Here is a 25,298-nt window from a genome sequence, read left to right on the forward strand (position 1 = left end):
CGGCGGGCGGGCGCTATGATACGCGGCTGCAAAGGCGCGGCCGGCGCCGGATGGAGGTGTTCCGATGGATGTGATGCAACGGATTCAGGCTGTGCTCGACGCGCACCCGATCGTGCTGTTCATGAAGGGGACGCCGCAGTTCCCGATGTGCGGCTTCTCTTCGCGCGCGGCGCAGTGCCTGAAAAACGTCGGCGCCAGCTTCCACGCCGTCAACGTCCTCGAGGACCCGGAGATCCGCGCGAACCTGCCGCAATACGCCAACTGGAAGACCTTCCCGCAGTTGTTCGTGCACGGCGAGTTGATCGGCGGATCGGATATCGTGGCTGACCTGGAGGCCTCAGGCGAGCTCAAGCGAATCGTCGACGAGGCAAAGGTGCAGGAGGGCGCGGCTTGAGCGAGTTGCTGCCGAGCGTGGTGCCGCCCGCGGACGCCTGGTCGGGCGCGGGGCTCGGTGGCCGCCAGATCCTGGTTGTCGGCGCGAATGGTGCGCTCGGTCGCGCCTGCGCGTTGGCGGCCGCCGACCGTGGCGCCAGCGTGGTGCTGCTCGGGCGTCGGGTGGCGGCGCTGGAAAAGCTGTACGACGAGATCGAGGCGCTCGGGGCGCCACAACCGGCGATCTACCCGCTGAATCTGGAAGGCGCCACGCCCGCGGAGTTCGCCGAGCTCGGCGCGCGGATCCTGGATGGCTGCGGGCGGCTTGACGGCGTGATCTGTGCCGCCGGACGCCTGCATGGACTGACGCCGATCGAACAGTTCGAGCCCGAGGAATGGCTGCGCACGCTGCAGGTGGGGGTCAACGCGCCGTTTCTGCTGCTGCAGTCGCTGCTGCCCGCACTGCGCGCGTCCAGCCTGAACCCTGCAGTCATGTTCTTCGTCGACGAAATCGAGCGCTCCCTGCGCGCCTACTGGGGCGCCTATGGCGTTGCCCAGGCCGCATTGCGATCCCTGATCGGCATCAGTGCATGCGAGTGGGAGGGCGACAGCGTGCGCACCCTGGGATTGCTGCCAGCGCCGTTGGCGAGTGCCTTCCGGCGCAAGGCCTTCGTCGGCGAGCCCATCGATGGCTTGGTGGACCCGGCGCGTTACGCCAGCCTGGCGACCTGGATCCTGGCGCATGCGCCAGCGGCCTGGTCCGGGGCGGTGATCGATGCGCGCCAGCTCCCGGCGGGCAGCTGAGCGCAGCCATGGAGATCGTCTCGGCGGCCATCCTGCTGTTCCTGATCATGGACCCGCTGGGCAACATCCCGGTGTTCCTGTCGCTGCTCAAGGGACTGTCGCCGGCGCGCCAGCGCGTGGTTCTGGCGCGCGAGCTGGTGATCGCCCTCGCGGTGCTGCTGGTGTTCCTGTATTCGGGACAGGCGCTGCTGGCGATGCTGCATCTGCGCCAGGAGTCGGTCAGCATCGCCGGCGGCATCGTGCTGTTCCTGATCGGCGTGCGCATGATCTTCCCGACGCACGAGGGGCTGTTCGGCGACATTCCGGAGGGCGAGCCCTTCATTGTGCCAATGGCCATCCCTTGCATCGCCGGGCCATCGACCATGGCAGCCCTGCTGCTGCTGGCCAACGACGGGACCGGACGTCAGTTCGAATGGACCCTGGCGCTGCTGGCGGCCTGGCTTGCGACCGCGGTGATCCTGTTCGCCGCCACCGCGCTGTACAAGGTGCTCGGCGTGCGCACCCTGGCTGCGCTGGAACGCCTGATGGGCATGCTGTTGGTGGCGATCTCGGTGCAGATGTTCCTGGACGGCGTGGCCCGCTACCTGGGGACCGGCGCACCGCCGTGAGCCCGGCCGTCGCGGGCTGAAGTCGCAGTGTCGGGTCCGCCACGTCCGGAGCTTCTGGTCGTACATCACAGCCATGGCTGGCGCACCACGCGCCTGGCCGACGCGGTCGTCGCGGGTGCGCTGGGAACGAACGCGGTGGGGGTCAGGAGCCTGCACGCGGGCAGGGCAACCCTGGAGGATCTGTTGGCGGCGGATGGCTATTTGTTCGGCACGCCGGAGACCTTCGGTTCGATGTGCGGCCTGCTCAAGGATTTCTTCGAGCGCACGTATTACCCCGCGCTTGGGCGCCTCAACGGCCGGCCCTTCGCGCTGTTCGTCTGTGCCGGCAACGACGGAAGCGGGGCAGTGCGGTCGATCCAGCGCATCGCGCGCGGGCACGGCTGGCGCGAGGTGCAGCCGGCACTGGTTGTCCGCAGCGAGGAGGTGGAGTTACGGGTGAATGATTGTGAAGAATTGGGCGCTGCGATGGCGCTGGGACTGGCCTTGGGCGTGTTCTGATCTCTGCCGCGGCTTCCAGGCGCCAGCAGGTCCGCGCATCCGCAACCCGTGCACATCCGTAACAAGCCCGAACGACCGGGCGGTGTCACTGTTGCCCAACTGTCATCCAGCGCTGTTAAACTCACCTTAATTCGCCTGCGGCGACCACGCATTGAAGGGCTGTCGAGTCGTGCGTCGTGTGCAGTCCAATCCCGCAACACGAGGTCAGGCAGTCGTCATGAAGAAAAAGCCGCAGATGAAAGCGTTGGTGCTCGGTCTCATGCTGGGCCTCGTCGCCTCGCAGGGCGCGTTCGCACAGAGCACCTCCTCCGCCGTCAATGGGCGCATTACGGACCCCGAAGGTCGTCCGATCGCCGGCGCTGTGGTCGAGATTCTCCACGTGCCGTCGAACACACGGCGCAGCGTCGTCACCGACGCCCAAGGTCGATACACCTCATCCGGTCTTCGCGTCGGCGGCCCGTACAAGGTGACCGTGACCAAGGATGGCTTCAGTGGTGAAGCGGCGGACGGCGTCACCCTTTCGCTGGGAGAGACCGCCCAGATCAACATGGATCTGGATCCGGCGATGACCACGCTGGAAGCGGTCGAGGTCCTCGCCGCCAGCGGCGAGTCCGTGTTCTCGTCCAACAAGCAAGGCGCAGGCACCAACCTCAGCCGGCGCGAAATCGAGTCCCTGCCGTCGATCAACGGCAACATCCAGGACTACATGCGCCTGGACCCGCGCGTCGCCTATACCGACCGCTCTTCCGGCAGCATCACCGCGGGCGGCATGAATCCGCGCTTCAACAAGATCACCATCGATGGCGTGTCGGCCAGCGACACCTTCGGCCTCGAAGGCAACAACATGCCGACGCAGCGCCAGCCGGTTTCGATCCAGGCCATCGAGGCCATCGACATCAGCCTGTCGAACTACGACGTGACGATTGCCGGCGCCGCAGGTGCCAATGTCAACGTGGTGACCAAGTCCGGCGGCAATGAGTTCCACGGTTCGATTTACGGCAACTACCGCGACGGCGACTGGTTCGGCGAGCATCCCCTGACTGGCGCTGATTTCACCGAGTTCACCAAGGAAGAAACCTACGGCGGCACTTTCAGCGGCCCGCTCATCGAAGACCGGCTGTTCTTCTTCGCCAATTACGAGAAGTACACGCGCGGCAAGCCCAGCCCGGACCTCACCAACACGCCACTATTGCGCACGAACGGTCAGTTCGGTCCCACGCAGCTGGCGGAAGTACAGCGCATCGCGCGTGAAGTCTGGGGTTTCGAGCCTGGCGAGACGACCGGAAACGGCGACACCGAGCTCGAGGAACGCGCGCTCAAGCTGGACTGGAACATCAGCGAGAACCACCGCGCGAACCTGCGTTACAGCCGGTTGGACCAGACCCGCGTGCGTCCGGAAGGCTCCAACGCCAACGCGCTCGCGTTGAGTTCCAACTGGTACGACCACGAGAAGGATGTCGAGAGCATTGTCGGCCAGGTCTTCAGCGACTGGTCCAGTTCCTTCTCCACTGAGTTCAAGGTCTCGTACCGCGACTACTCGGCCAATCGCGTCAATCCCACCACGGCACCGACGATCCAGATCTACTTCGACGACGGCGTTGCCAACAACAATCCGTCGGCCGGCCAGTTCATTCGCCTCGGCACCGAACGCAGCTCGATGGGCAACTCGCTCAGCACCAAGACCTGGGACTACTTCGGCTCGGCGCTGTGGACCCTGGGAGACCACGACCTCAAGTTCGGCTTCCAGTACAGCGACAACGACATCTACAACTACTTCCTGCAGGACTCGTGGGGCAACTACAGCTTCTTCGGAATCGACAATTTCCGAAACGGCATCTATTTCGACTACGACCTGCAGTATCAGACGGCCCCGGGTTCGGTTCCGGCCATCTATACCAGCGAGAATCTGGGTTTGTTCCTGCAGGACACCTGGTACGTCAACTCGAACCTGACGTTGACCTACGGCGTGCGCATGGACCGCCCGGACGCCAACCCGGACCCGACCTTCAATCCCAACTTTGCGGCCCCGCAGACGACCAACTCCGCGGGTCGCTGGACCGGCGGTTTCGGCCTCGACAATTCGAATACCTATAGCGGCGGCTTCGTCCTGCAGCCGCGTGTTGGCTTCAATTACACCTTCGACTCGGAACGTCCGACCCAGCTGCGTGGCGGTCTCGGCCTGTTCCAGGGCGATGCGCCGCAGGTGTGGATCGGCAATGCCTACAACAGCACCGGCCTGAACGCCATCGCCTACTCCAACTATCGGCACTGCAACTACACCGGACCGACCGAAGGTGGCCGCAATGCCACCTGCCTGACCACGCTGTTCAACCCGGACGGGCTCAATCCCACGGTCCCGCCGTCGGCGAGTGCCAACCGCAACGTCAACGTCATCGCGCCGAACTTCGAGTTGCCCTCGGTCTTGAAGGCCAACCTCGCCATCGAACATGAACTGCCGTGGTGGGGCATGGTCGCGTCGGCCGAGGTGCTGCTTTCCGACGTCGAGAACGGCCTGTTCTACAAGACGCTCAATGTCGGCCCGGGCTTCATCGGTCCGGACGGACGCGTGCTGTACTGGAATCCGAGCAACCGGGGCCCGTTCGGCACGGCAGCCACCCCGCGCTTCAACAACAACAGTGCGTTCGGCGACGTCTTCCTCATCGAGAACACCAACAAGGGCAAGAGCCAGCAGCTGACCTTGTCGTTGACCAAGCCCTTCACCATCGAAAGCGACTGGTCGTGGATGGTTGGATACACCTACACCGATGCTGAAGAAGTGGGCGCGCTGACGAGTTCCACCGCCGGCTCCGGTTATGGCTACCAGTACGGCTTCAATGTCAACGATCCGACCGCCTCCACGGCGCGTTACGAGATCAAGGACCGTTTCACTGGCACCTTGAACTGGAAGCACAGCTTCTTCGGCGACTACGAGACGCAGATCGGCCTGGTCTACGAAGGTCGTAGCGGACGTCCGTTCAGCTACATCTTCAGCGGCGACGCGAACGGCGACAACCGCACCTTCAACGATCTGTTCTACGTGCCCAACGGCGATGTGCTGTTCGGCTCGCTCAATTCGTCAGGTGTCTTCACCGCCAATCCGGCGATGGCAGCAGCCTTCCAGAGCTTCCTCGACTCGCATCCGGACTTGGCCCGCTACGCTGGGCAGCATGCGCCGGAAAACGCCTTCAACGCCGGCTGGGTGCATACCTTCGACGTGCGCCTGACGCAGCAGCTGCCGGGCTTCTACGAGGGACATACGTCCGAGTTGTGGATCGACATCCAGAACATCGGCAACCTGATCAACGACGACTGGGGCCACATCCTGGATTACGGCTTCAACGGGAACGAGGCGGTCGCTACGCTCGTCGGCATCTACCAGGGACAGTATGTCTACGGCTACCGCACCGGTACCCAATTCGGTCAGCCGGCGGCACTGGGCGTTCCGACGGACGCCGATGCGCAGACCAACGGCATTTCGCAGTGGTCCGTGCAGGTGGGCTTCAAGTACAGCTTCTAACAGTTGCCTGACTGTCTGAGGCAAACGGCCGGCGCAAGCCGGCCGTTTGTTTTGGTGCGCCCGGCAGGGCGCACCTGCTTTGAGGTGAAAGTCCTCTACTCGCCCGGCAAGGGGAAGAGTTAGCCGAACGGCAAGGGTGTCGTGGGTAACTGCGAATCTGGAGGAAGCTGAAGGCAAAGCGCTGGCCTGACGAACAGGAAGCGGATACGAGGCGGCACAGCGTCGCGGCCATGCGTACTGCCGCTATGCGGACGACTGCAACATCTACGTCCGCAGCGAAGCGGCGGCGGCGCGCGGATTCCTGGAAGAGCGACTGAAGCTCAACGTCAATGCGGCAAAGAGCGCAGTCGATCGACCTTGGAATCGCAAGTTTCTGGGCTACAGGCAACGCGTTTCGCCCGAAGGGTCTCCGGCCCGATCCCGGCTTGCGTGCACCCTGCGGGCGCGGCCCAAACCGAGTAAGCCGGCAGGCATTCGCGGGTTAGCATCGCTCGCATGAACCCCTCCGCGAACATCTACCTCGTCGGCCCGATGGGCGCCGGAAAAAGCACCGTCGGGCGCCGCATTGCCAAGGCGCTGGGGCTGCATTTCGTCGACCTGGACCAGGTCATCGAAAACGATGCCGGCAGCAGCATTCCGCTGATTTTCGAACTGCAGGGCGAGGCCGCGTTCCGTGCGCGGGAGAGCGAGACCCTGCGGCGGGTGTGCGCGGAAGACGGCATCGTGCTCGCCACCGGCGGGGGCAGCGTACTGGCGGAGCAGAACCGCGAGCTGCTGAGGCGGCGGGGATTCGTGGTGTACCTTGAGGCGCCGGTCGAACTGCAACTGGAGCGACTCGCACGCGACTACTCGCGCCCGCTGCTGCGGACACCCGACCGGGCACAGAAATTGCGCGAGCTGGCGGCGCTGCGCAATCCGATCTATCGCGAACTGGCGGACCTGCAGATCACCGCTGACCGCGCCGGCCCGGGTGCTACCGCGCGGCGTGCGCTCGCCGCGCTGCAGCGTCACTGGCAGCGCCTGCCGCAAGAGGCTGACCATGCAAACGCTTGAACTCGAGGTTGCGCTTGGCGAGCGCGCCTATCGTATCCACATCGGCAGCGGCCTTCTGAGCCAGTCGGTGCTGCTGCGCGAGGCGATTGCCGGTCGCCAGGCCCTGCTGCTGAGCAACACCACCATCGCGCCGCTGTATGCGGCCAGGGTGGAGGCTGCACTGGAAGGGTTGCGCTGGCAGCGCCTGTTGCTGCCCGACGGCGAGCAGCACAAGTCGATCGCCTCGGCGCAGCAAATCTGGCAGGCGCTGGCGGATCTCGGCGCGCAGCGCAATGCCACGCTGATCGCGCTCGGCGGCGGCGTGATCGGCGACCTGGGCGGTTTTGCCGCGGCTTGCTGGATGCGCGGCATCGATTTCATTCAGCTGCCGACGACCCTGCTGGCGATGGTCGATTCCTCGGTCGGCGGCAAGACCGGCGTCAACCTGCCGCAGGGGAAGAACCTGGTGGGCGCCTTCTGGCAACCGCGCCGGGTGATCGCCGATATCGCCACGCTGCACACCCTGCCGGCGCGCGAATACCGCGCCGGCCTTGCCGAGGTGGTCAAGTACGGCGCCATCGGCGACGCGGGCTTCTTCGATTGGCTGGAGGTGCACGCAGATGCGCTGAATGCCCGTGACGAAGAGACCGTCGCCCAGGCGGTGCTGCGCTCTTGCGCGCACAAGGCGGGTGTCGTGGTGCGCGACGAGCGCGAGACCGGCGAGCGCGCGCTGCTGAATTTCGGCCACACTTACGGGCACGCGTTGGAAACCATCGGCGAATACCGCCAGTGGCTGCATGGCGAGGCGGTGGCGATCGGGATGCTGCTCGCTGCCCGGCTGAGCGCCTACCTCGGCTTCGCAGACGCAGCCGACAGCGAGCGCCTGCGCGCGCTTCTGGCGCGCCTGGGGCTGCCCACGGCGCGGCCGGCGAACGCATCACCCGAGCACATGGTCGAGCTGATGAAGCTCGACAAGAAGACCCTGAGCGATCGCCTGCGCCTGATCCTGTGGCGCGGCATCGGCAAGGCGGAAATCGTCGACGGGGTGGAGGCGGGGGCGCTCGTCGCATGCCTGGGCCGCGACACGCCATCCGCAACTTGATGGAATACCTGCGAGCCGGTGAGACCTTCGGCTAGACTGGAAGCATGCGAATTTTCATGCAATCGATGCCCGGCTCCCCGGAGCCCCCACGCTATTTCCAGTTGATCCTGCAGCAGGATCTGCTGGGTGGCTGGACCCTGATCCGCGAAACCGGCCAGCAAGGCACGCGAGGTACCTTGCGGCGCGAGCAGTTCCTTGACCTGGAGGCGGCCCAGTCGGCGCTGGTCAAGGCGCGCGACCAGCAGCTCAAGAAGGGCTTCCGGGTGATGTTCAGCCAGGGTGCCGAAGAGCCTGGCAGTGGGCGCACGATCCATGATTAGCGCACTGGCCACGTTGGCGTTGGCGCTCGGATTGGCTGCAGGCAGCGGTCCCGACGAGCGCATCGTCTGCGTGCCCTCGGAAGATGGCAAGGGCTGGGACTGTGGCCGCGGTGCCGACGCGCCGGCGCCGCGCTCCTTGCCCCGCCAGCACACCAGGCCGGCGCCGTCCGCACCACCGCCGTACCTGATGGATCCGTCCCGGATTCCCTCCATATCCGGTCAATCGCAGGGCATGGCAGCCTACACCTCGCCCGCACCGCCCGCGGCGCCTGAGCCTGCTGCGCCACCAGCACCCATGCCGGAACCGGTGGCTGCGTCGAAGCCGGTTCCAGAGCCCACGCCCGTGCCGGAACCGACGCCAGTGCCGGAGCCGGCGCCCGTCCCTGAGGCGGCGTCCGTCGCGACGTCCGGGCCAGTGGCTGCGCCGCTGCCCGCGCCGGCGCCAATGCCAGCACCAGCGCCAACCCCAGCACCAGCTCCAACCCCAGCACCAACCCCAACTCCGGAAGTCGCCAATCAATCGCCACCGGTCGCCTCGGCCGTGGTCCTCGGCGCCACCGACCTGTTGTCACTACCGTCGGGACATTTCACGGTCCAACTCTCCGCGGCTTCCAGCGACCGGGGTTTCGATGCGCTGCGGCGGCGACTCGGTCTGGTCGCCGGCGAGACGTATGTCGTGCGTGTTCGTCGCGACCGCGTCGAATGGTGGCTGCTGCTGTGGCGCGACTTCCCGGATCTTGCCAGCGCGCGTGCGGCCGCGACCGCACTCGGCGGCGGCTACTGGCCGCGCAGGCTCGCGCCGCTGCAGGCCGAGGTCCAGGCGGTTTCCGCGCACTGAGCCGGCGGCCGATCCCGCGTTTCTGAGTCCACCATCTGCTGCGCCTCCACTGGTGCGGCCCACGGAGCCAAGCATGCAAGCCATCGACTGCGGCCGCCACAATCGTTTCCTGCGCGCCCTGCGCCGCCAGCCGGTGGACACCACGCCGGTCTGGGTGATGCGCCAGGCCGGGCGCTACCTGCCGGAGTATCGCGCCACGCGCGAACGCGCCGGCAGTTTCATGAACCTCTGCCGCTCGCCGGAGATGGCCTGCGAAGTGACCCTGCAGCCGATCGATCGCTTCGAACTGGACGCGGCGATCCTGTTCTCGGACATCCTGACGATTCCGGACGCGATGGGCCTGGGGCTCTCCTTTGCCGAGGGCGAGGGCCCGCGCTTCGCCCATCCGCTGCGCACGCTGGACGCCATCGAACGCCTCGGCGTGCCGGACCCGGAGGTCGAGCTGCGCTATGTGCCGGACGCGGTGCGCCTGATCCGCCAGGAGCTGCGCGGCCGCGTGCCGCTGATCGGCTTCGCCGGCAGCCCGTGGACCCTGGCCTGCTACATGGTCGAGGGCGGCCCGACCGAGCGCTTCGCCCACATCAAGCGCCTGATGTGGGACCACCCGGATGCGTTGCACCAGTTGCTCGACGTGCTGACCCGTTCGGTGCGGGTCTACCTGGAGGCGCAGATCCGTGCCGGCGCCCAGGCGGTGATGATCTTCGACTCCTGGGGCGGCGTGCTCGCGCCGGGCGACTATCGCGAATTCTCGCAGTCCAATCTGACGCGCCTGGCGCAGAGCATCGACCGTGGCCCGGACAACGTGCCGGTGATCGTGTTCAGCCGCGGCGCCAACGGGCACCTGGAAGCGCTGAGCCAGATCGGCGCCAACGCGCTCGGGGTCGACTGGACCGTGTCCCTGGGCGAGGCGCGCTCGCGCACCGGCGGCCGCGTCGCGCTGCAGGGCAACCTCGACCCGGCAGCAATGTACGCCTCCCCGGCCAGCCTGCGCCAGCAGGTCGACATGGTCCTGCGCGATTACGGCGGCGGCCCCGGCCACGTGTTCAACCTCGGCCACGGCATCACCCCGGACGTCAATCCGGAGCAGATGCATGTGCTGGTCGACGCGGTGCACGAGTTCGGCAAACGGCGCGATCTTCTGGCCTGACGCTGCAGCGCGCGACACCGGAGCGCCGCAAGCCCGAGGTCACGCATGCCGGTGGCAACACTGCTCGATTGCCGCACAGAGGACCAGCGGATCGACCGGCTTGGCCACATGCGCGGCAAATCCAGCCTCGATCCCGCGTGCGCGGTCGGCTGGCGTGACCCGGCCGGTCACCGCGATCAGCGGCAGCGCGGGGAATTGCGTGCGCAGCAGCTGTGCCAGTTCCACGCCGCTCATCCCGGGCAGGTCCCAGTCGATCAGAGCCGCGTCGAAGGCCTGCGACTGCAGGGCAATCAGCGCCGCGAGCGCATCCGCCTCGCAGCGCGCGTGGGCGCCGGCGCAGTCGAGCACGGCCTGCATGCACTCGCGCGCCGCAGGGTCGTCGTCGACCACCAGCAAGCTCAGGCCGGTGAGCGCCGGTGCGCCGACCGGCTTTGCGGGAAAAGGCGTCGCCGCTGGCAGTTCGGCCGCGGCCAGCTCGAGCACGAAGCAACTCCCGGCGCCCGGCTCGGATTCCACCCACAGCCGGCCACCCATGCGCTCGGCCAGGTTGCGGCTGATCGCCAGCCCAAGGCCGGTGCCGGGCGCCGCGCGCTCGTCGCCGACGCGCTCGAAGGGCTGGAACAGGCGCTCGACCTGAGCCGGCGCCAGGCCCGGCCCGGTGTCCCGCACGCGCAGCTGCACGCGCCCGTCGGCGGCCTCGGCGTTGATCGCAATCCCGCCCTGCACGGTGAACTTGACCGCGTTGCCGACCAGGTTCTCGACGATCTGACGCAGGCGCAGGGCGTCCGCCAGCACGCCCAGTTGCGGATCGATCCCGCAGTGGAAGCTGAGGCCGCGCGCATGCGCCTGGGCCTGGTGATGCGCCATGGATCCTGCGAGCGCCTCGTCCAGCGCCACCGGAGCTGTCGCCAGCGGCTCGGGGCGCGCCTGCATGCGGCTCCAGTCGAGCATGTCGTCGAGCAGTCGCGCGAGCTGCTGGCCAGCGTCCTGCAGCAGTCCCAGGTAGCGCTGCGCAGTGCTGGCCAGCGGCTGATCCTGCAGCAGTCGCGCCATGCCCAGCACGCCATTCAATGGATTGCGGATCTCGTGGCTCAGTTCGGCCATCAGGGCGGTGCGTTCGACCGCCAGGCGTTCGGCCCACTGCGTCTGACGGCGCGACTCCGCGAGTTCCGCGGCAGCGCGCTGCCGTCGCAGGCGCCAGCGCCAGACGGCCCACAGCGAGAGCAGTACCAGCGCCAGGTAGGCGAGCACCGCCGCCGGACCGCGCCACCAAGGCGGCTGCACGCGAAACCGCCACAGCAAGGGATTGGCAGCCGCCTGTCCGTGGCCGTCCCAGGCGCGCACTTCGAGGGTGTAGTCGCCGGCGGGCAGGGTGCCGAAGAAGCGTTCGGGCTGCGCCGACGGGGCACTGAAATCGCGCTCCCATCCATGCACGCGGAAGCTGAAGCGCTGCGCCTGCGGCCGTGCCAGCGAGGCCAGCCGCACGGCCACGCGCAGGTCGCGGTCATCGGCTGCCAGCGTGGCCTGTGCCTGTGGCGCCAGTTCCCGCCAACTCGCGCCGTCGGCCACGCGCAGGTATTCGAAGCGCAGTTCGGCTGCGGGCGGCCGGGGGGAGGTGTGGTCTGGATCGACACGTACCAGGCCGTCCTCGCTGCCCAGCCAGAGCATGCCCTCGGGGTCGACATGCATCGGGCGGTCGCTGAACTCGCGCGTGGGCAGGCCGTCGCGGGTGTCGAAGGCTTCGAGGATGTCGCGCTCCGGGAAATAGCGATACAGCCCCTGCGGACCGCTCAGCCAGAGCGCGCCGCCGCGCCATGCCAACGCGCCCACCGTCTGCATCTCGACGAAATCGCGCGGGGCCCAGTGCTCGTCGCGAAGCAGCCCTGCGCGCCAGCGGTAGCGCACGAGCTGGCCATCCACCATTGCGTACAGCGTGTCCGCCGCAACGATCGCCCAGGCATCGACCCGGGCCCCGCCGACCAGGGTCTGCCAGCCGTCCGCAGAGCGCGCGTACAGTCCGCGGTCGGTGGCCACCCAGGTGCGCGCATCGATCCCTGCGCCGATCTGTTGCACTTCGCTGCCCGCGAGCGCATCTGCGGCGAAGGGCAGGTGCTCCACCCGGCCGCTGGCGGGATCGATGCGGTTGATCCCCGAGCCCATCGCCGCCGCCCAGACCTGCCCCTGGCGGTCGCGGTAGAGCAGGTCGACCAGGCCACCGGTCAGTTGCCCGGCCGTCCACTGCTGCCAGGGCTGCAACTGGCCCGCGTTGTCGATCCGCGCCCGCAGCAAGCCGTCCTGGTGCCCCACCCAGAGCTCGCCGTCGCGGTCGGCGAGCACCGCCCACACACGCGGCTGGTCGCTTCCGGGGAGCGCAATGCGGTCGATCGCACCGGTTGCCGGGGCCAGCCGGTGCAGCCCGGCATTCAGCGTCGCAATCCAGACGCGGCCCTGCGCATCGCGCGCCACGCCGCGCACGCGGCCGTCGCGCAGTCCGCCCTCGCTGCCGGTGCGCGGCTGCCAGGCCCGGAAGCGTTCGGCACTCGCGGGCAAGTGCAGCAGCCCGCCACCCATGCTTCCCAGCCACAGGCCGCCGTCGCGGTCGGCGATTGCCGTCCACAGCGCCTGCTGCGGCACGCCACCGCGGCTGCCCGCGACAAACTCGATGCGCTGCGACTGACCGTCGACGCTCCGCAGCAGTTCACCAAGGCCGCCGATCCAGTCGCCACGCGCGGCCGGCAGCAGCATTCGCGCGCGGCCGGGCAGGGCGAGCAGAGGCAGCGGAGCGCAGCGCGCGGTGCGGGTGGCGTCGACCGTGCACAATCGCCCGTCGCGGGTCGTGAACCACGGAGCATCCTGGCGCCATGCGAGCCCGTAAACCGCGGGCTCCGGCTCACCCGGTGCGGGGGTGACTACGGCCATGGTCGTGGAGCCGGCATCGAAACGCCACAGCTGGCGGTCCAGGGTCATCAGCCAGACCGCGCCATCCGGCGCCCCGAGCACGTCGAACAGATGCGCGCCGTTCTCCCCCGGTGCCTGGTGCTGCGCGAGCACCCGGCCATCGCCGTCGAACTCGATCAACCCGGCGCCATAGCTGCCGGCCCACAGGCGACCGGGAGTCGAGCTCAGCGACCAGAGTTCGAGGGGTTCGGCATGCTGCACCGCAGTCAGGTCGATGCGCTCGAAATCATCCCGGCGCTGGCGCCAGCGCGCCAGGTGGCCGCCCTGTGTCGCAATCCAGACCTGCCCGCGGGCATCCACATGCAGTGCCTCCACCGAGGTGCTGGCCAGGGCATGCTCCTGCTCCAGCCGTGCGGGATAAGCCTGGAAGCCGTGGCCATCATGCCGCACCAGGCCGTTGGCGGTGCCGATCCACAGCCGCGCCTGCGCATCCTGCGCGAGCACCTGCACCTGGCGCGATGGCAGGCCCTGCTCGGTGCCGTAGACCTCGAACACCGGCGGCGCCAGCGCCGCGTCCGCGGCCGGTGCTTGCCAAGGCGCGGCGCAGGCCGCCAACATCCAGCCCAGGCACCCTCGCCACTTCAGGTCCGCGCTCCGCCCCATGCCCGACGCCCCCCTGACCCCGCGCATCCGCCAGTTGCTGGCCGTGCTGGTGATCGCGAGCACGGTCGGCCTGTTGCTGAGTGTGGTCTACGCCACCGACGCCGTGTTGTCGATCATCGAACGCCTGCAGCGGCTCCCGGACTGGCTGGCTGCGCTCACCGCAATGCTGTTGCTGGCGCTGCTGGGCCTCAGCGGCTGGCTGCTGTGGCGATTGCTGCGTCCGCGCCGCGCCGCGCAGCAGCCGCAGCCGAAAGCGCCGGTGGACCGCAGCGGCGTGGAACACCGGCTGTCCTCGGTCGCTTTGCCCGAGGCTGCGGCGCCGCTGCGGGCGGAACTCGCAGAACTCGACCGCCGCGCGGGCCTGGACCAGGTGCAGGTGGCGCTGTTCGGCGATGTCAGCGCCGGCAAGTCCAGCCTGATCCGCGCGCTGGTGCCAGGCGCCCAGGTCGCGGTGGACGTGCGCGCCGGCACCACCCGCAGCGTCAGCCATCACCAGGGCACGCTGCCCGGCGGCGCCACTTTGCAACTGGCCGATGTGCCCGGCACCGCCGAATGGCAGGGCGAGGCGCGCGCGGTGGCCGCGCGCGAGGAGGCGCTGCGCGCGCACGTGGTCGCCTACGTCTGCGATGGCGATCTGACGCGCACCCAGGGCGATGAGATCGGATGGCTGCGCGGCTTCGGCAAGCCGCTCTTGCTGGTGCTGAACAAGGCGGACCGCTATCGCCCGGAGGAGTTGCAGGTGCTCGCCGCACGCCTGCGCGAGCGCACCGGGCTGCAGCCGCTGCCGGTCAGCGCCGGCGGCAGCGAGAGCGTGCTGGTGCGCCTGCCCGATGGCCGCGAGGAGGTGCGCGAGCGACCGCGCCCGCCGCAGTTGCTGCCCTTGCTGGCGGCGCTCGACGAGGTGGCCGAGTACGGGCCGTCCGAGTACGAGGGCGCGCGCGAACGCGCGGTGCTTGGCGCGCTCGACCTCAAGCTCGGTGCCATCGAGGCGGAACAGCGCCAGCGCGAGGCCCAGACGCTGGTCCGCGACTACGCGCGCAAGGCGGCGCTCGGCGCGTTGGCCGCGGTGGCGCCGGGCAGCGACCTGGTGATCCAGGGCGTGCTCGCCACGCGCCTGCTGTCCGAGCTCTGCGGGGTCTACCAGGTGCCGCTGAAGTCGATCGACCTCGACCAGTTCGTGCAGCTTGCCGGCGGCCGGCTGCGCGGCAGTGCGGCGCTGATCCTGGCGATCGCGGGCAATGCGATGAAGGCCTTCCCTGGCCTCGGTACCGTCGGCGGCGGGCTGGTGCACGCGGTGGCTTACGCGATGATCTTCGACAGTCTCGGCCGCGCCGTGGCCGACACTCTCGCGCGCGGCGACGGCTTCGACCGCAAGGCCGCGCTCGCGCGCTTCGATGCTGGCCTCGCCGACCGCTCGCGCCTGATGCAACTCGCTCCAGACATGCTCAAGCTCGTGCTCGCCTCGCGCGGCGAGAAAGGGGGCGAGCCGTGATCGGCCTTGTTCGCTTGTGGACTTCTTGTCGCGCTCTGGTGGGCTGCATTTGGGGACGCAAAGGGACGCAAAGGACGCAAAGGACGCGAAGGAGTGCAGGAGCGGGTTCAGTCATTGACCTGGCGACCGGCGCCCTTGCTGACCTTCGACGCTTTTCTTTGCGTCCTTTGCGTCCCTTTGCGTCCTTTGCGTTCCCATGTTCCTTGCCTCGGCCGAAGCGCGCGGCTGTCGCGACGCTTACACTGGCGGCAGCGATTGCGGCGAGCGCAGGCCACGCGGCGCCGGTCGAGTACCGCTTCGACCCGGTGCATTCGACGCTCTATTTCCATGCCGACCACATGGGCTTTTCCACCTCGGTCGGACGGTTCACGCGCTGGGAGGGCGGGTTCACCTTCGATCCGGACAACCCGACGGCGAACCGCGCCGAGGTGCGGGTCGAGATCGGGTCGCTGGACCTGGGCGATGCCAACTGGAACCGCACCATGCTCGGGCGCAAGTGGTTCGATGCCGAGCGCTATCCGCAGGCGCGCTTCGTCGGCAGCCGTTTCGAGATGACCGGGGAGCGCACGGCCAGGCTGCACGGCGAGCTGACGCTCAAGGACCAGACCCATCCGCTGACGCTGGATGTGCGCATCAACCGCATCGGCACCCATCCGTACACGCTGAAGGCCACCGCGGGCTTCTCAGCCAGCGCAACGATCCCGCGCGCCAGTTTTGGCCTCGACGCCCTGCCGGGCACGCTCGCCGATGCGGTCAAGCTGCGCATCGAGGTCGAAGGCCAGCGCGCCAAGCCAATGCCCCGCAAGCCAGGTAAACGATGAGCAGTGACGCCTCCAGCACGCAGCAGCGCCACCTGGCGCAGGCCGTCGACAGCCTGCGCGCGCTGATCGAGGACCCGAACCTGCCGGGCGAAGTCCGGCGCGCGCTGGAGCCCGAGTTCGCCGAGGTCGAGCGGCTGATCGCCAAACTGGAACAGGGCGAGTTGCACGTCGCGGTGTTCGGCCGCGTCAGCGTCGGCAAGTCGGCGCTGCTGAACGCGCTGGTCGGCGCGTCGACCTTCGTCGTCGGCGTGCTGCACGGCACCACCACCACGCGCGAGAGCGCGCAGTGGCAGCGCATCGGCGATTCCGGCGTGCACCTGATCGACACCCCGGGCATCAACGAGATCGACGGCGCCGAGCGCGAGCGACTGGCGCGGCACGTGGCCAGTCGCGCGGACCTGGTGATCTTCGTGGTCGAGGGCGATCTCACCGCGACCGAAGGCGCGGCGCTGCACGAACTGGCGGAAACCCGCCGCCCGATGCTGCTGGTGCTGAACAAGGCAGACCGTTTCACCCGCGCCGAGCGCGAATCCTTGCTGCAGCGTCTGCGCAGCCACACCCAGGGCCTGCTGCGGCCGGACCAGGTGCTGGCCGCCAGCGCACTGCCGGCCCAGCGGCGGGTGATCCGCATCGACGCGCAGGGCAACGAGAGCGAATCGCTGGAAACGCCGCCCGCGGATGTCGCCGAGGTGCGTTCGCGCATGTACGAGGTGCTCGCCAGCGAGGGCAAGACGCTCGCGGCGCTCAATGCCGGCCTGTTCGCCGGGCGCCTGTCGGACGAGGTCGGGCGGCGCCTGACCGAGGTGCGCGCGGACGTCGCCGACAAGCTGATCCGCAACTACGCGCTGGGCAAGGGCGTCGCGGTGGGCATGAACCCGGTGCCGCTGGCCGATCTGGCCGCGGCGGCAGGCCTGGACATCGCCCTGGTCATGCACCTCGGCCATGTCTACGGACTGCCGTTGACCAAGGCCGAGGCGGGCGAACTGGTGCTCAAGATCGCCGCCCAGATCGCGGTGCTGATGGGCGCGATCTGGGGCGTCAACGTGCTCGCCAGCGCGCTCAAGGGCATCAGCGTGGGCCTGTCGACCGCACTGACCGCCGGCGCGCAGGGCGCGCTGGCCTATTTCTCGACCTACCTCACCGGCCGCGCGGCGCAGGCCTACCTCGCCAACGGCAAGAGCTGGGGCGAGAAGGGCCCCAAGCGGGTGGTCGAGGAAATCCTGGACAGCCTGGATCGCGACTCGATCCTGAAGGACGCGCGCGCCGAGATCCTGGCGCGGCTCAAGGCCTGAGAGGATCACGGCGGCCCTTGCCGCCGGGATCCGTCTGTACGGCTGAATTCAGGAGGCTCCATACCCGCCGGGCGGAGCTTGCCCCGCGGTGGTTCCATGCCCGTAACAGAGCTTGCTCGAGCTTGCTCTGCTGTTGCGCCTCATCTCGAACCAGGGTCGCGATTTAGCGCAGGCGCAGGCAGACTGCGCAGATGAACTTCGAACACATCGTCGCCATCAACGATCCCGCGGATCCCTCCGTGCGCCCGGTCTCGGGTGAGTCGCTGTGGGCCTTGCTGTTGCTCAGCGTGCGTGATCCGCGCTTGCTGCGACCGGACCTCGATCATGTCGAAATCAGCGCGAAGGGCCCGTTGGAATGGGAGCGGCGGATCGACTTCGGTCGTCTGGAAGTGCGCGACCGCGTGCATGCGGACCCTGTCCGCGGGCTGATCGTGCAGCAGATCCTGGCACCCGACGCGCTGGCCGGGGGCAGCCGCAGCATGGCGATGGAGGCGCCCGCCGAGGGCGTGCTGGTGCTGCGATTCAGCTACCACAGTCCGCACATCGATGCCGACCCCGAGGTCACCGACGCGCACCGCGCGGCTTTCCGCTCGGCCTATTTGCAGGCCGATGTCGCGCAGGTGGCGATGCTGCGGGAGTTGATCCAGGCCGCGGACTGAGCCGCCTTGCGCGCCTCAGCGGATGCGCGCGTACTGCACGCCCGGCAGCGAGCGTACGAACTCCGCACCCATCAGCAAAGAGGGCGTGTAGTAGCCCGCATGCGGCCCTGGGTCGGTCGCGAGGTGGCGGGTGATCGCCAGCGCCGCGTCGGCCGTCAGGTCGTAGCCGTTCGGCGTGCTCAGCGTGGCCGCACGCACGTCGCCGCGGGGATTACGCACTTCGCCGTAGACATGTGACTGGGTATCGCCACGGCGCTGCGCCGACGGTCCGCGCACGCTGGATTCCACCCGCCGCTTCATCAACCACTGGACCGGTGCCAGGCCCAGCAGGGGCGTGAACCAGCGCAGGCGCCGCAGGTTGGCGATGGTGCGCGGCGGCAGCGCCATGTAGACCTCGACATTCGGAATCCCGGTGCTGACGAAAGCGGTGTAGACATCGCCCCAGGGAATCGTCACCGCCTGGCGATTGCCGCGCGGGAAGGCGAACTCGCGCTGCTTGTAGCCCAGCGGCACCTTCAGCAACTGCCCGTCCCGGCGCACCCGGCCACCGTTGCCCAAGCCCTCCACGCTGGTCAGCGCGGTGCCGCGGCTGGGACCGCCGCCGGCGTCGAAGGCCAGCACCAGTTCGGTGGCATCGGGCAGTTCGTGCTTGAGCATCGCCGCCAGGCAATCGGTGGGAACCACATCGAAGCCCACGCCCGGCACCAGCGCGACACCCCGCTTGCGCGCCGCACCATCGTTGGCGTGCGCATAGGCGAACACGTCGATCTCGCCGGTGATGTCGAGGTAATGCGTACCGACCTGCAGGCAGGCGGCGATCATCGGCGCTGCAGTGGCCGAGAACGGCCCCGCGCAGTGCAGCACCGCGCGCATGCCCTCGAGACCGCGACGCAACTGCTCGGTGTTGTCGAGATCGAAACTGCGGTGCGGCAGGCCGAACTCCAGCGCCAGCGACTCAGTCCTCGCGGCATCCCGGCCGGCCACCACCGGCTTCAGCCCGGCAGCCACCGCACGCTCGAGCACCAGGCGCCCGGTGTAGCCGTAGGCTCCGTAAACCATCCACGCGTCTGCCACGCTGCTCTCCCGTGCTGCGCTGAGTCGGCGCGGTTATGGTAGCGAAGAATGGGGGGCGTGGCCGCCGGGAGCGCTGACGCTGTGCCTTGGCTGGTTGTGGGATCGGGCTTTGCCCGAGGTCTATGCTCGTCACTTTGCCGCTTGTGGGAGCAGGCTCTGCCCGCGATCCTGTCGCTGTCGCTGTCGCTGCTGCTTTGCTGTTTGTGGGAGCGGGCTCCGCCCGCGAGCTTTTGGCTGTCGCTGTCGCTGTCGCTTCTGCTTTGCTGTTTGTGGGAGCGGGCTCCGCCCGCGATCTTTTTGCTTCTCGCTTTTCGCCTTTGGCTTCTGTCATCGAGATCAAGAGCAAGAGCGTTTCGGCCTTTCGGCCGAGTCACTTCTTTCTGCTTGCCCAGAAAGAAGGTGACCAAGAAAGAGGGCACCCCGCGTCCGCGCCCCGTGTGCGTCGTGCACACGGGGTCCCCTGCGGTGCTCGCCGGATCAAGGCCGCTGCGCAACTCGCACGTCCATGTGCTCGGACATGCTCGCTTTCCCCTTGATCCAGCTCCGCTCCTCGGCGCTCCCGAGGGGCCCCGGGTTTCTTCGACCCGGCTTCCTGCCTGGTTCTTGAGGAAGAGCGGGTCGGCCGGCTTGCGGGTCTTGTGCGGAAGGAAGCCAGAGCCAGCAGCAGCGCCAGAGCCAGCAGCAGCGCCAGAGCCAGCAGCAGCGCCAGAGCCAGCAACTCTGCTTGGCTGCTCACGCTTCGCTCTCGACTCTTCCCAAGCAAATCGATCAAGAAGCTCGCCTCGAAGACCAGGCAGGAGGCCGGGTCGAGGGAAAATGGGGCCCCTCGGGAGCGCCGAGGAGCGGAGCGAAGCGCAGGGGAAAGCGAGCATGTCCGAGCACATGGACGTGCGAGTTGCGCAGCGGCCTGCGCTTCGTGAGCACCGCAGGGGACTTGCCGCGCACGACGCGCGGCAAGCGCGGACGCGGGGTGGCCTTTCTTTTGGTGACTTTTCTTTGGCCACTCAAAGAAAAGTCACTCGGCCGCCAGGCCGAAACGCTTTCGCTTCTGAAGCGACCAGCGACAGCAACAGCAACAGCAACAGCGCCAGCGACCAGCGACCAGCGACCAGCGACCAGCGACAAGAGCAAACCCCGGTCGAACCATCCCAACCCGCTCCCGGGAAAAAACCCTCCGCTCGGAGACCAATTCCATGCGCTCGTGGATCGCCTGCATCCAGTTGAGGATGGCATCCAAGCCGCAAGCAGACGACGGCCACGTGGCGTCGAATGGAATTCACTCGCCACCGGACAAGATTCGTCCTCTCGCAGGTAACCGTGGACCCGGCGACGGACAAAATCGGTCCGCTCGTGCGTGCCGGCGCACTCGTCGTCGGACAGAATCTGCCCGCGCGCGGATCGCCGTTGTCCGCGAGCGCATTCCGGCGATGCATCGCCGCATCGCCGCGATGCGCCACCGCATCACGCCGACTCGTCGGCGCATGCTGGCAACCCGTCGCCGCATGACCGCGACCCGTCACCGCATTGCGCGGATACGCCAGCGAGTCGCGCGCAGCGATACGCCAGCGCGCCGCGCCGAGTGAGCGCCGCATCCTCCCTGAGCACGGGCGCTTGGCCCCAATGCGCCGTCGCCACGCGAGCGTGCGCTGCCGTACATGACGCGCGCCTTTGCGCAAAGCGCCGGCGAGGACGCCAGCGCTCCCGGGTCAGGGGGCGGCCGGCGGCACGGGGCCGAACACCGGTCCGGCCTGCGCCGCCAGATAGGCCATCGCCGCATAGGCCGCGACGTTGTAGTCGAGGTCCTTGGCGTTGAGCTTGTCCAGCGTGTCCGCCGCGGTGTGGTGGTAGTCGAAATACTGCGTGCCATCCTGGTTGAGGCCAATGATGGGCATGCCGAGGTCGCGCATGGCGGAGAGGTCGGCGCCGCCGCCGGCGAGATTGTCGCCGCGCTCGATGCCGAGCGGCGCGAGTACGCGGTGGATCTGGTCGACGACCGGCAGCGCCGACTCGGCGACGCGCGAGGACATGCGCCAGATGCGGCCGCCACCGAAGTCGGATTCCGCGCCGAGCACGTGCTGTGTCACCTGGCTGGCGTGATCGCGGGCGTATTGCTTGCCGCCGAACACGCCCTGTTCCTCGTTGGCGAAGGCGACCACCCGGATGGTGCGTTTCGGTCGCTGGGGCAGGCGGCCGATCAGGGCGCCGGCGCTCATCGTGATCGCCACGCCGGCGCCGTTGTCGATGGCGCCCTGGCCGAGGTCCCAGGAATCGAGGTGGCCGCCGATGACGACGACTTCGTCCGGGAACTCGCTGCCGGGGATCTCGCCGATCACGTTCGCGGAGGTGTACTCGCCCTTGCGGGTGCGGCTGCCGAGCTCCAGCTTGACCGTCACCGGGGCGCCGCTGGCGAGCGCCTGCTCCAGGCCGTCGGCGTCGGCGGTGGCCAGGGCGGCGGCCGGAATGCGCGTGAGCATGTTGTCGTAGCGCATCACGCCGGTGTGCGGGGTGCGCGAGTTCTCGTCGGTGCCGACCGAGCGGATCAGCACCGCGCTGGCGCCGGCGCGTGCGGCGTACACCGCGCCCTGGACGCGCGCGATCACTGCCGGGCCGTAGCCGCTGCCGTCGCGCGCGCGCTGCATGCGGTTGGCGATGTAGGCGATCTTGCCGCGCAGCGAGCCGCGTGGCGCGGCCTCGAGGTCGGCGGCGGTTTCGAAGCGCACCACGTCCCCGCGCAATCCGCCCGGCGGGGTGCCGATGCTGCCGCCGAGCGCGGCGATGGTCAGCGGCGCCGGGGTGGGCGACCGGATGCCGGCGCTCTCGAAGCCGCGCGCCCAGCCCGGGAACTTCACCGGCTGCACATACACCCGCTGGAAGCCAGCTCGCGGAACTTGGCGACCGCCCAGGCGCAGCCCTTGGCATCGTTCTCGCTGCCGGCCATGCGGTGGCCGACCTCACGCGTCAGCGACTCGACCACGGCAAAGGCCGGGCTGCCCTCGAGCGCCTGGTCGCGCAGCGCCGCAGCGGTGGCGAGGTCGGCCTCGCTCAGAGGATTCGCGGCAGCGGCGCCGCAGAGCAGCAGGGACAACAGGGTCAGGCGGATCGACACGTCAGGGGTTCCAGGGTCAGGGGTCGAGGGCGTGGGGGACAACGTCGGCGGTCACCGACCATGATCTACGTGAATGAAGGGAGGAAGATTCTTGTCCGCAAAGGACGCTAAGGACGCAAAGAAAGCAGGAGCATCAGTGGGTTGCTGAGCACTCCCCTGTTCCGGCAGATCCAGTGCCGGACTTTGCTCTCCTTTGCGTCCTTTGCGTCCTTTGCGGACGAAAAAGCTGTTTCGGGACCGGAATGCGCGAAGCCTAGCGGCTCGCACCGGCCACCGCACGGCCGCGCTCAGCGCTGCCACATCTTGTAAAGATCCGGCCTGCGGTCGGCCAGGTTGCGCACGGTGCCGCGCTCGCGGGCTTCCATCAGGACCTCGAGGTCGAGATCGGCGAACACCACCGCTTCGCTGTCGGGCGCGGCCTCGGTGGCGATGCCGTCGCGCGCGAAGGGCAGGTCGCAGGGGGTCAGAATGCAGCTCTGCGCGTACTGGATGTCCATGTTGAGCACCCGCGGCACATGGCCCACGGTGCCCGCGAGCACGGCGTAGATCTGGTTCTCCACGCAGCGCGCGGCGCAGCTGTAGCGCACCCGCAGGTAGCCCTGGCGCTCGTCGGTGCAGAAGGGTACGAACAGCAGCGGCGCGCCGCGCAGCGTCAGATGGCGGATCAGTTCCGGGAACTCGCTGTCGTAGCAGATGGCCACGCCGACCGGTCCGCAATCGGTGTCGACGATGTCGGCGTCGTCACCGCCGCTGACGCCCCAGACGGCGCATTCGCTGGGCGTCGCGTGGATCTTGCTGCGGTAGTCGATGCGTCCGTCGCGGTGGTAGATCCCGGCCAGGTTGCGCACGCTGCCATCGGCGAGCGCGCGCGGGAAGGCGCCGCCGACGATGTTGACCTTGTGCTGCAGGGCCAGTTCGCGCATCAAGCGGTCGATGGCCGACGAGTGCGCGGCCATCGCCTGCATCGCCTCGCTGCCGCCGAGCCGCCGGGGGGCAATCGACAGCAGTTCCAGGGCCATGAACTCGGGGAAGCAGACGAAGTCGCAGGCGTAGTCGCCGGCGACGCCAGCAAAGTAGCGCACGCGCTCGGCGAAGTCGTCGAAGCTGCGGCAGGCCTGCATGCGGTACTGCACCGCCATCGCGCGGACGCGGCGGCGGGGCAGGGCGGAGGTATCGGACATGGCGCGGAACCCGGCGGCGGGGCGCGGATTGTAGCCCCGCCGCCGGGCGGCTCAGTTGGGCAGCACGCGGATCGGCTGGCGCGCGATGACGCGCTCGGATTCGTTCAGCACGTAGCGCAGCTCGTAATCACCGGGTTCGTCCGGCGCGGTCAGTTGCACCTCGCTGACCGATCCGGTGGGCCGGGTGTAGTCGCGGTACTCGCCGTCGCCGCCGCCGGCGGGTGCGAACCCGATCCAATGGCTTGCCGAGAACGGACCTTCTGCGCGCACCGTGATGACCTCGCCGACGCGCGCCTGCGCCGGGCCGGAGATGCTGTACTTGCCGTCGACGATACGGATGCGGTGGGCATGCAGCACCTTCTCCGACTCGTTCACGACGTAGCGAATCTCGTACTCGCCGGGTTGGACCGGGGCGTTCAGTTCCACCTGCGACTCCGGGCCGCTGGGCCGCTGGTAGTCGAGGTAAGTGCCCGCGGGGCTGCCGACCGGGGCGAAGCCGATCCAGTCCCCGCTGCCGGCGGGGCCCTTGGCGGTGACCTTGACCAGGGTGCCGGCCTGCGCCTCGCTGGCGGCCTGGATGGCGCTGGTGGCCGGCGTGATCTGGATCGGGCGCGAGGCCAGGATCTGCTCCGACTCGTTCAGGACATAGCGGATCTCGTACTCGCCGGGTTCGGCGGGGGCGCGCAGTTCGACCACCGAACGGGTGCCGGCGGGGCGCACATAGTCGAGGTAGCTGCCGGCCGGGCTGCCCTTGGGTGCGAAGCCGATCCAGTGGCGAGCCGAGTGCGGACCGGTGGCGGTGACCGCAACCGGGCCGGCGGCGCTGGCCTGCGCGGGCGCCTCCAGGGTGGCTGCGGCCGGGGTGATCGTCACCGGCTGGCGCGCGAGCACGGAGGGATCGCGCCGCGGGCTGATGTAGCGCAGTTCCCAGGCGCCGGCCTGCGGCGGCGTGTCGAGGCTGACCTTGGGTGCATCCGCTTTGGCCCAGGCATAGTCGTACTCGCGCGCGCTGGCGCCCTGCGGCTGCACGATCGCGATGTAGTCGCCCTCGTCGGCCGGGCCGGTCCATTGCACATCGATGCTGGCGACCGCCGCGGCGCTCGCCGGGCCCTGGACGCTGGCCGTGGCCGGTGGCAGCGCGGGCTCGGTGCTGACGCTGGCCAGGGTGCCGAGCGCGGCGCTCAGGCCTGCGGCATCGCGCACGTTGAAATAGCGCCCGCCGGTGTTCTCGGCGAGGCAACGCAGTTGCGCCTGGTGCGCCGGGTTGGGCACGTCGAAGCCGATCACGTGCGCGGTGAAGTCCACCCCGCGCGCCTCCAGTTCCTTGCCGACCTGGCAGGGATCCATCTCGCAGGTTTCCTCGCCGTCCGAGACCAGGATCACGGTGGCCTTCTGCTCGCTGATCTTCAGGGTGTCCGCAGCCTGGATCACCGCGGCCGACAGCGGCGTCATGCCTTTCGGGTTGAGCTTGTTGACCGTCGCCAGGTAGGCCTGCGCATCCAGCGGGCCGTAAGGGATGAGGGACTCGATGTCCTTGCAATCGCCCTTGCTGCGATGGCCGTAGGCAACCAGGCCGAGCGCGTCGCCAGCCTTCCACTGGCCGACCAGGTCAGCGACGGCGGCGCGCGCAATCTCGATCTTGGTCTTGCCCTCGATCTGGCCCCACATCGAGCCGGAGGCATCCAGCACCAGGACCACATTTTCGGCAGAGGCCGTGGTGGCGACGAGCAACAGGCTGGCGAGCAGGGATCGGGTCATCGTCTGGGTTTCTCCGGGTCGAAACGGACAGGGAACGAAGGCCACGAGCGGGACGGGACACGCCGCGCGCATCGGGGTCGTATGCTTGGACCGGTCGGATCATCGGAGCCACACCA

19 protein-coding genes and 1 pseudogene are annotated in these 25,298 nt (G+C 68.5%); 15 read left to right on the forward strand and 5 right to left on the reverse strand.

The annotated features are described in order from the left end of the window. Window positions 1-64 precede the first annotated feature (64 nt). From grxD to IPK27_18385, 10 genes are all read left to right on the forward strand, one after another. A complete protein-coding gene (gene grxD / locus IPK27_18340; GenBank protein MBK8069505.1) occupies window positions 65-394 on the forward strand; it encodes a Grx4 family monothiol glutaredoxin in 330 nt (109 codons plus the stop codon). Further along, on the forward strand, window positions 391-1,176 hold the full coding sequence (locus IPK27_18345) for an SDR family NAD(P)-dependent oxidoreductase (GenBank protein ID MBK8069506.1): 786 nt from the start codon (window positions 391-393) through the stop codon (window positions 1,174-1,176). The genes grxD and IPK27_18345 overlap by 4 nt, the downstream gene beginning before the upstream one ends. A gap of 8 nt (window positions 1,177-1,184) precedes the next feature. Then, window positions 1,185-1,784: a YhgN family NAAT transporter gene (locus tag IPK27_18350; GenBank protein MBK8069507.1), complete on the forward strand. Its 600-nt coding sequence runs from the start codon at window positions 1,185-1,187 to the stop codon at window positions 1,782-1,784. Between the two features lie 27 nt (window positions 1,785-1,811). Further along, window positions 1,812-2,282 (forward strand): flavodoxin family protein, encoded by a 471-nt coding sequence (locus IPK27_18355; protein MBK8069508.1) that lies wholly within the window; start codon window positions 1,812-1,814, stop codon window positions 2,280-2,282. A gap of 235 nt (window positions 2,283-2,517) precedes the next feature. Beyond that, window positions 2,518-5,799 carry a TonB-dependent receptor gene (locus tag IPK27_18360; protein ID MBK8069509.1) on the forward strand — a complete coding sequence of 1,094 codons (3,282 nt, stop codon included), beginning with the start codon at window positions 2,518-2,520 and terminating at the stop codon, window positions 5,797-5,799. 495 nt (window positions 5,800-6,294) lie between these two features. Further along, window positions 6,295-6,852, forward strand: a complete 558-nt coding sequence (locus IPK27_18365) for a shikimate kinase (protein ID MBK8069510.1) — start codon at window positions 6,295-6,297, stop codon at window positions 6,850-6,852. Next, window positions 6,839-7,933 carry a 3-dehydroquinate synthase gene (gene aroB, locus IPK27_18370; protein ID MBK8069511.1) on the forward strand — a complete coding sequence of 365 codons (1,095 nt, stop codon included), beginning with the start codon at window positions 6,839-6,841 and terminating at the stop codon, window positions 7,931-7,933. The genes IPK27_18365 and aroB overlap by 14 nt, the downstream gene beginning before the upstream one ends. A 44-nt stretch (window positions 7,934-7,977) precedes the next feature. Continuing rightward, window positions 7,978-8,253, forward strand: coding sequence for a WGR domain-containing protein (locus IPK27_18375; protein ID MBK8069512.1), 276 nt, complete (start codon window positions 7,978-7,980; stop codon window positions 8,251-8,253). Between the two features lie 541 nt (window positions 8,254-8,794). Beyond that, window positions 8,795-9,091, forward strand: coding sequence for an SPOR domain-containing protein (locus IPK27_18380; GenBank protein MBK8069513.1), 297 nt, complete (start codon window positions 8,795-8,797; stop codon window positions 9,089-9,091). 73 nt (window positions 9,092-9,164) lie between these two features. Beyond that, window positions 9,165-10,238, forward strand: coding sequence for a uroporphyrinogen decarboxylase (locus IPK27_18385; GenBank protein ID MBK8069514.1), 1,074 nt, complete (start codon window positions 9,165-9,167; stop codon window positions 10,236-10,238). A 39-nt stretch (window positions 10,239-10,277) separates the two neighbouring features. Here the strand turns inward: IPK27_18385 and IPK27_18390 are convergent, their stop codons facing one another. Continuing rightward, window positions 10,278-13,754: a response regulator gene (locus IPK27_18390; GenBank protein ID MBK8069515.1), complete on the reverse strand. Its 3,477-nt coding sequence runs from the start codon at window positions 13,752-13,754 to the stop codon at window positions 10,278-10,280. A 58-nt stretch (window positions 13,755-13,812) separates the two neighbouring features. Between IPK27_18390 and IPK27_18395 the strand changes: the two genes are divergently transcribed. The 4 genes from IPK27_18395 to IPK27_18410 all read left to right on the forward strand — a co-directional run bounded on the left by IPK27_18395 (window position 13,813) and on the right by IPK27_18410 (window position 18,063). Further along, window positions 13,813-15,291, forward strand: a complete 1,479-nt coding sequence (locus IPK27_18395; protein ID MBK8069516.1) for a 50S ribosome-binding GTPase — start codon at window positions 13,813-13,815, stop codon at window positions 15,289-15,291. A gap of 203 nt (window positions 15,292-15,494) precedes the next feature. Further along, the gene (locus IPK27_18400; protein ID MBK8069517.1) at window positions 15,495-16,112 is read left to right on the forward strand and encodes a YceI family protein; all 618 of its coding nucleotides are present in this window, start codon (window positions 15,495-15,497) and stop codon (window positions 16,110-16,112) included. Further along, complete coding sequence (locus IPK27_18405) at window positions 16,109-17,404, forward strand: GTP-binding protein (GenBank protein ID MBK8069518.1); 1,296 nt, start codon at window positions 16,109-16,111, stop codon at window positions 17,402-17,404. Before IPK27_18400 ends, IPK27_18405 begins: the two co-directional genes overlap by 4 nt. A 191-nt stretch (window positions 17,405-17,595) precedes the next feature. Beyond that, a complete protein-coding gene (locus tag IPK27_18410; GenBank protein ID MBK8069519.1) occupies window positions 17,596-18,063 on the forward strand; it encodes a DUF1857 family protein in 468 nt (155 codons plus the stop codon). Window positions 18,064-18,078: 15 nt separating this feature from the next. On the opposite strand, the gene IPK27_18415 is transcribed toward IPK27_18410, so the two are convergent. After that, a complete protein-coding gene (locus IPK27_18415) occupies window positions 18,079-19,122 on the reverse strand; it encodes a saccharopine dehydrogenase NADP-binding domain-containing protein (protein ID MBK8069520.1) in 1,044 nt (347 codons plus the stop codon). A gap of 1,442 nt (window positions 19,123-20,564) precedes the next feature. On the opposite strand from IPK27_18415, the gene IPK27_18420 reads away from it, so the two are divergent. Beyond that, window positions 20,565-20,720 carry a hypothetical protein gene (locus IPK27_18420; GenBank protein MBK8069521.1) on the forward strand — a complete coding sequence of 52 codons (156 nt, stop codon included), beginning with the start codon at window positions 20,565-20,567 and terminating at the stop codon, window positions 20,718-20,720. Window positions 20,721-20,843: 123 nt separating this feature from the next. On the opposite strand, the pseudogene IPK27_18425 reads toward IPK27_18420, so the two are convergent. The 3 genes and pseudogenes from IPK27_18425 to IPK27_18435 form a co-directional block, all read right to left on the reverse strand. After that, window positions 20,844-22,237 (reverse strand): annotated as a pseudogene (locus tag IPK27_18425) (M28 family peptidase). Window positions 22,238-22,530: 293 nt separating this feature from the next. Continuing rightward, the gene (locus IPK27_18430; protein MBK8069522.1) at window positions 22,531-23,424 is read right to left on the reverse strand and encodes a carbon-nitrogen hydrolase family protein; all 894 of its coding nucleotides are present in this window, start codon (window positions 23,422-23,424) and stop codon (window positions 22,531-22,533) included. A 51-nt stretch (window positions 23,425-23,475) separates the two neighbouring features. Then, window positions 23,476-25,182, reverse strand: a complete 1,707-nt coding sequence (locus tag IPK27_18435; GenBank protein ID MBK8069523.1) for a VWA domain-containing protein — start codon at window positions 25,180-25,182, stop codon at window positions 23,476-23,478. Window positions 25,183-25,298 lie beyond the last annotated feature (116 nt).

It is taken from the genome of Rhodanobacteraceae bacterium (assembly GCA_016713135.1).
Lineage (GTDB): Bacteria > Pseudomonadota > Gammaproteobacteria > Xanthomonadales > SZUA-5 > JADKFD01.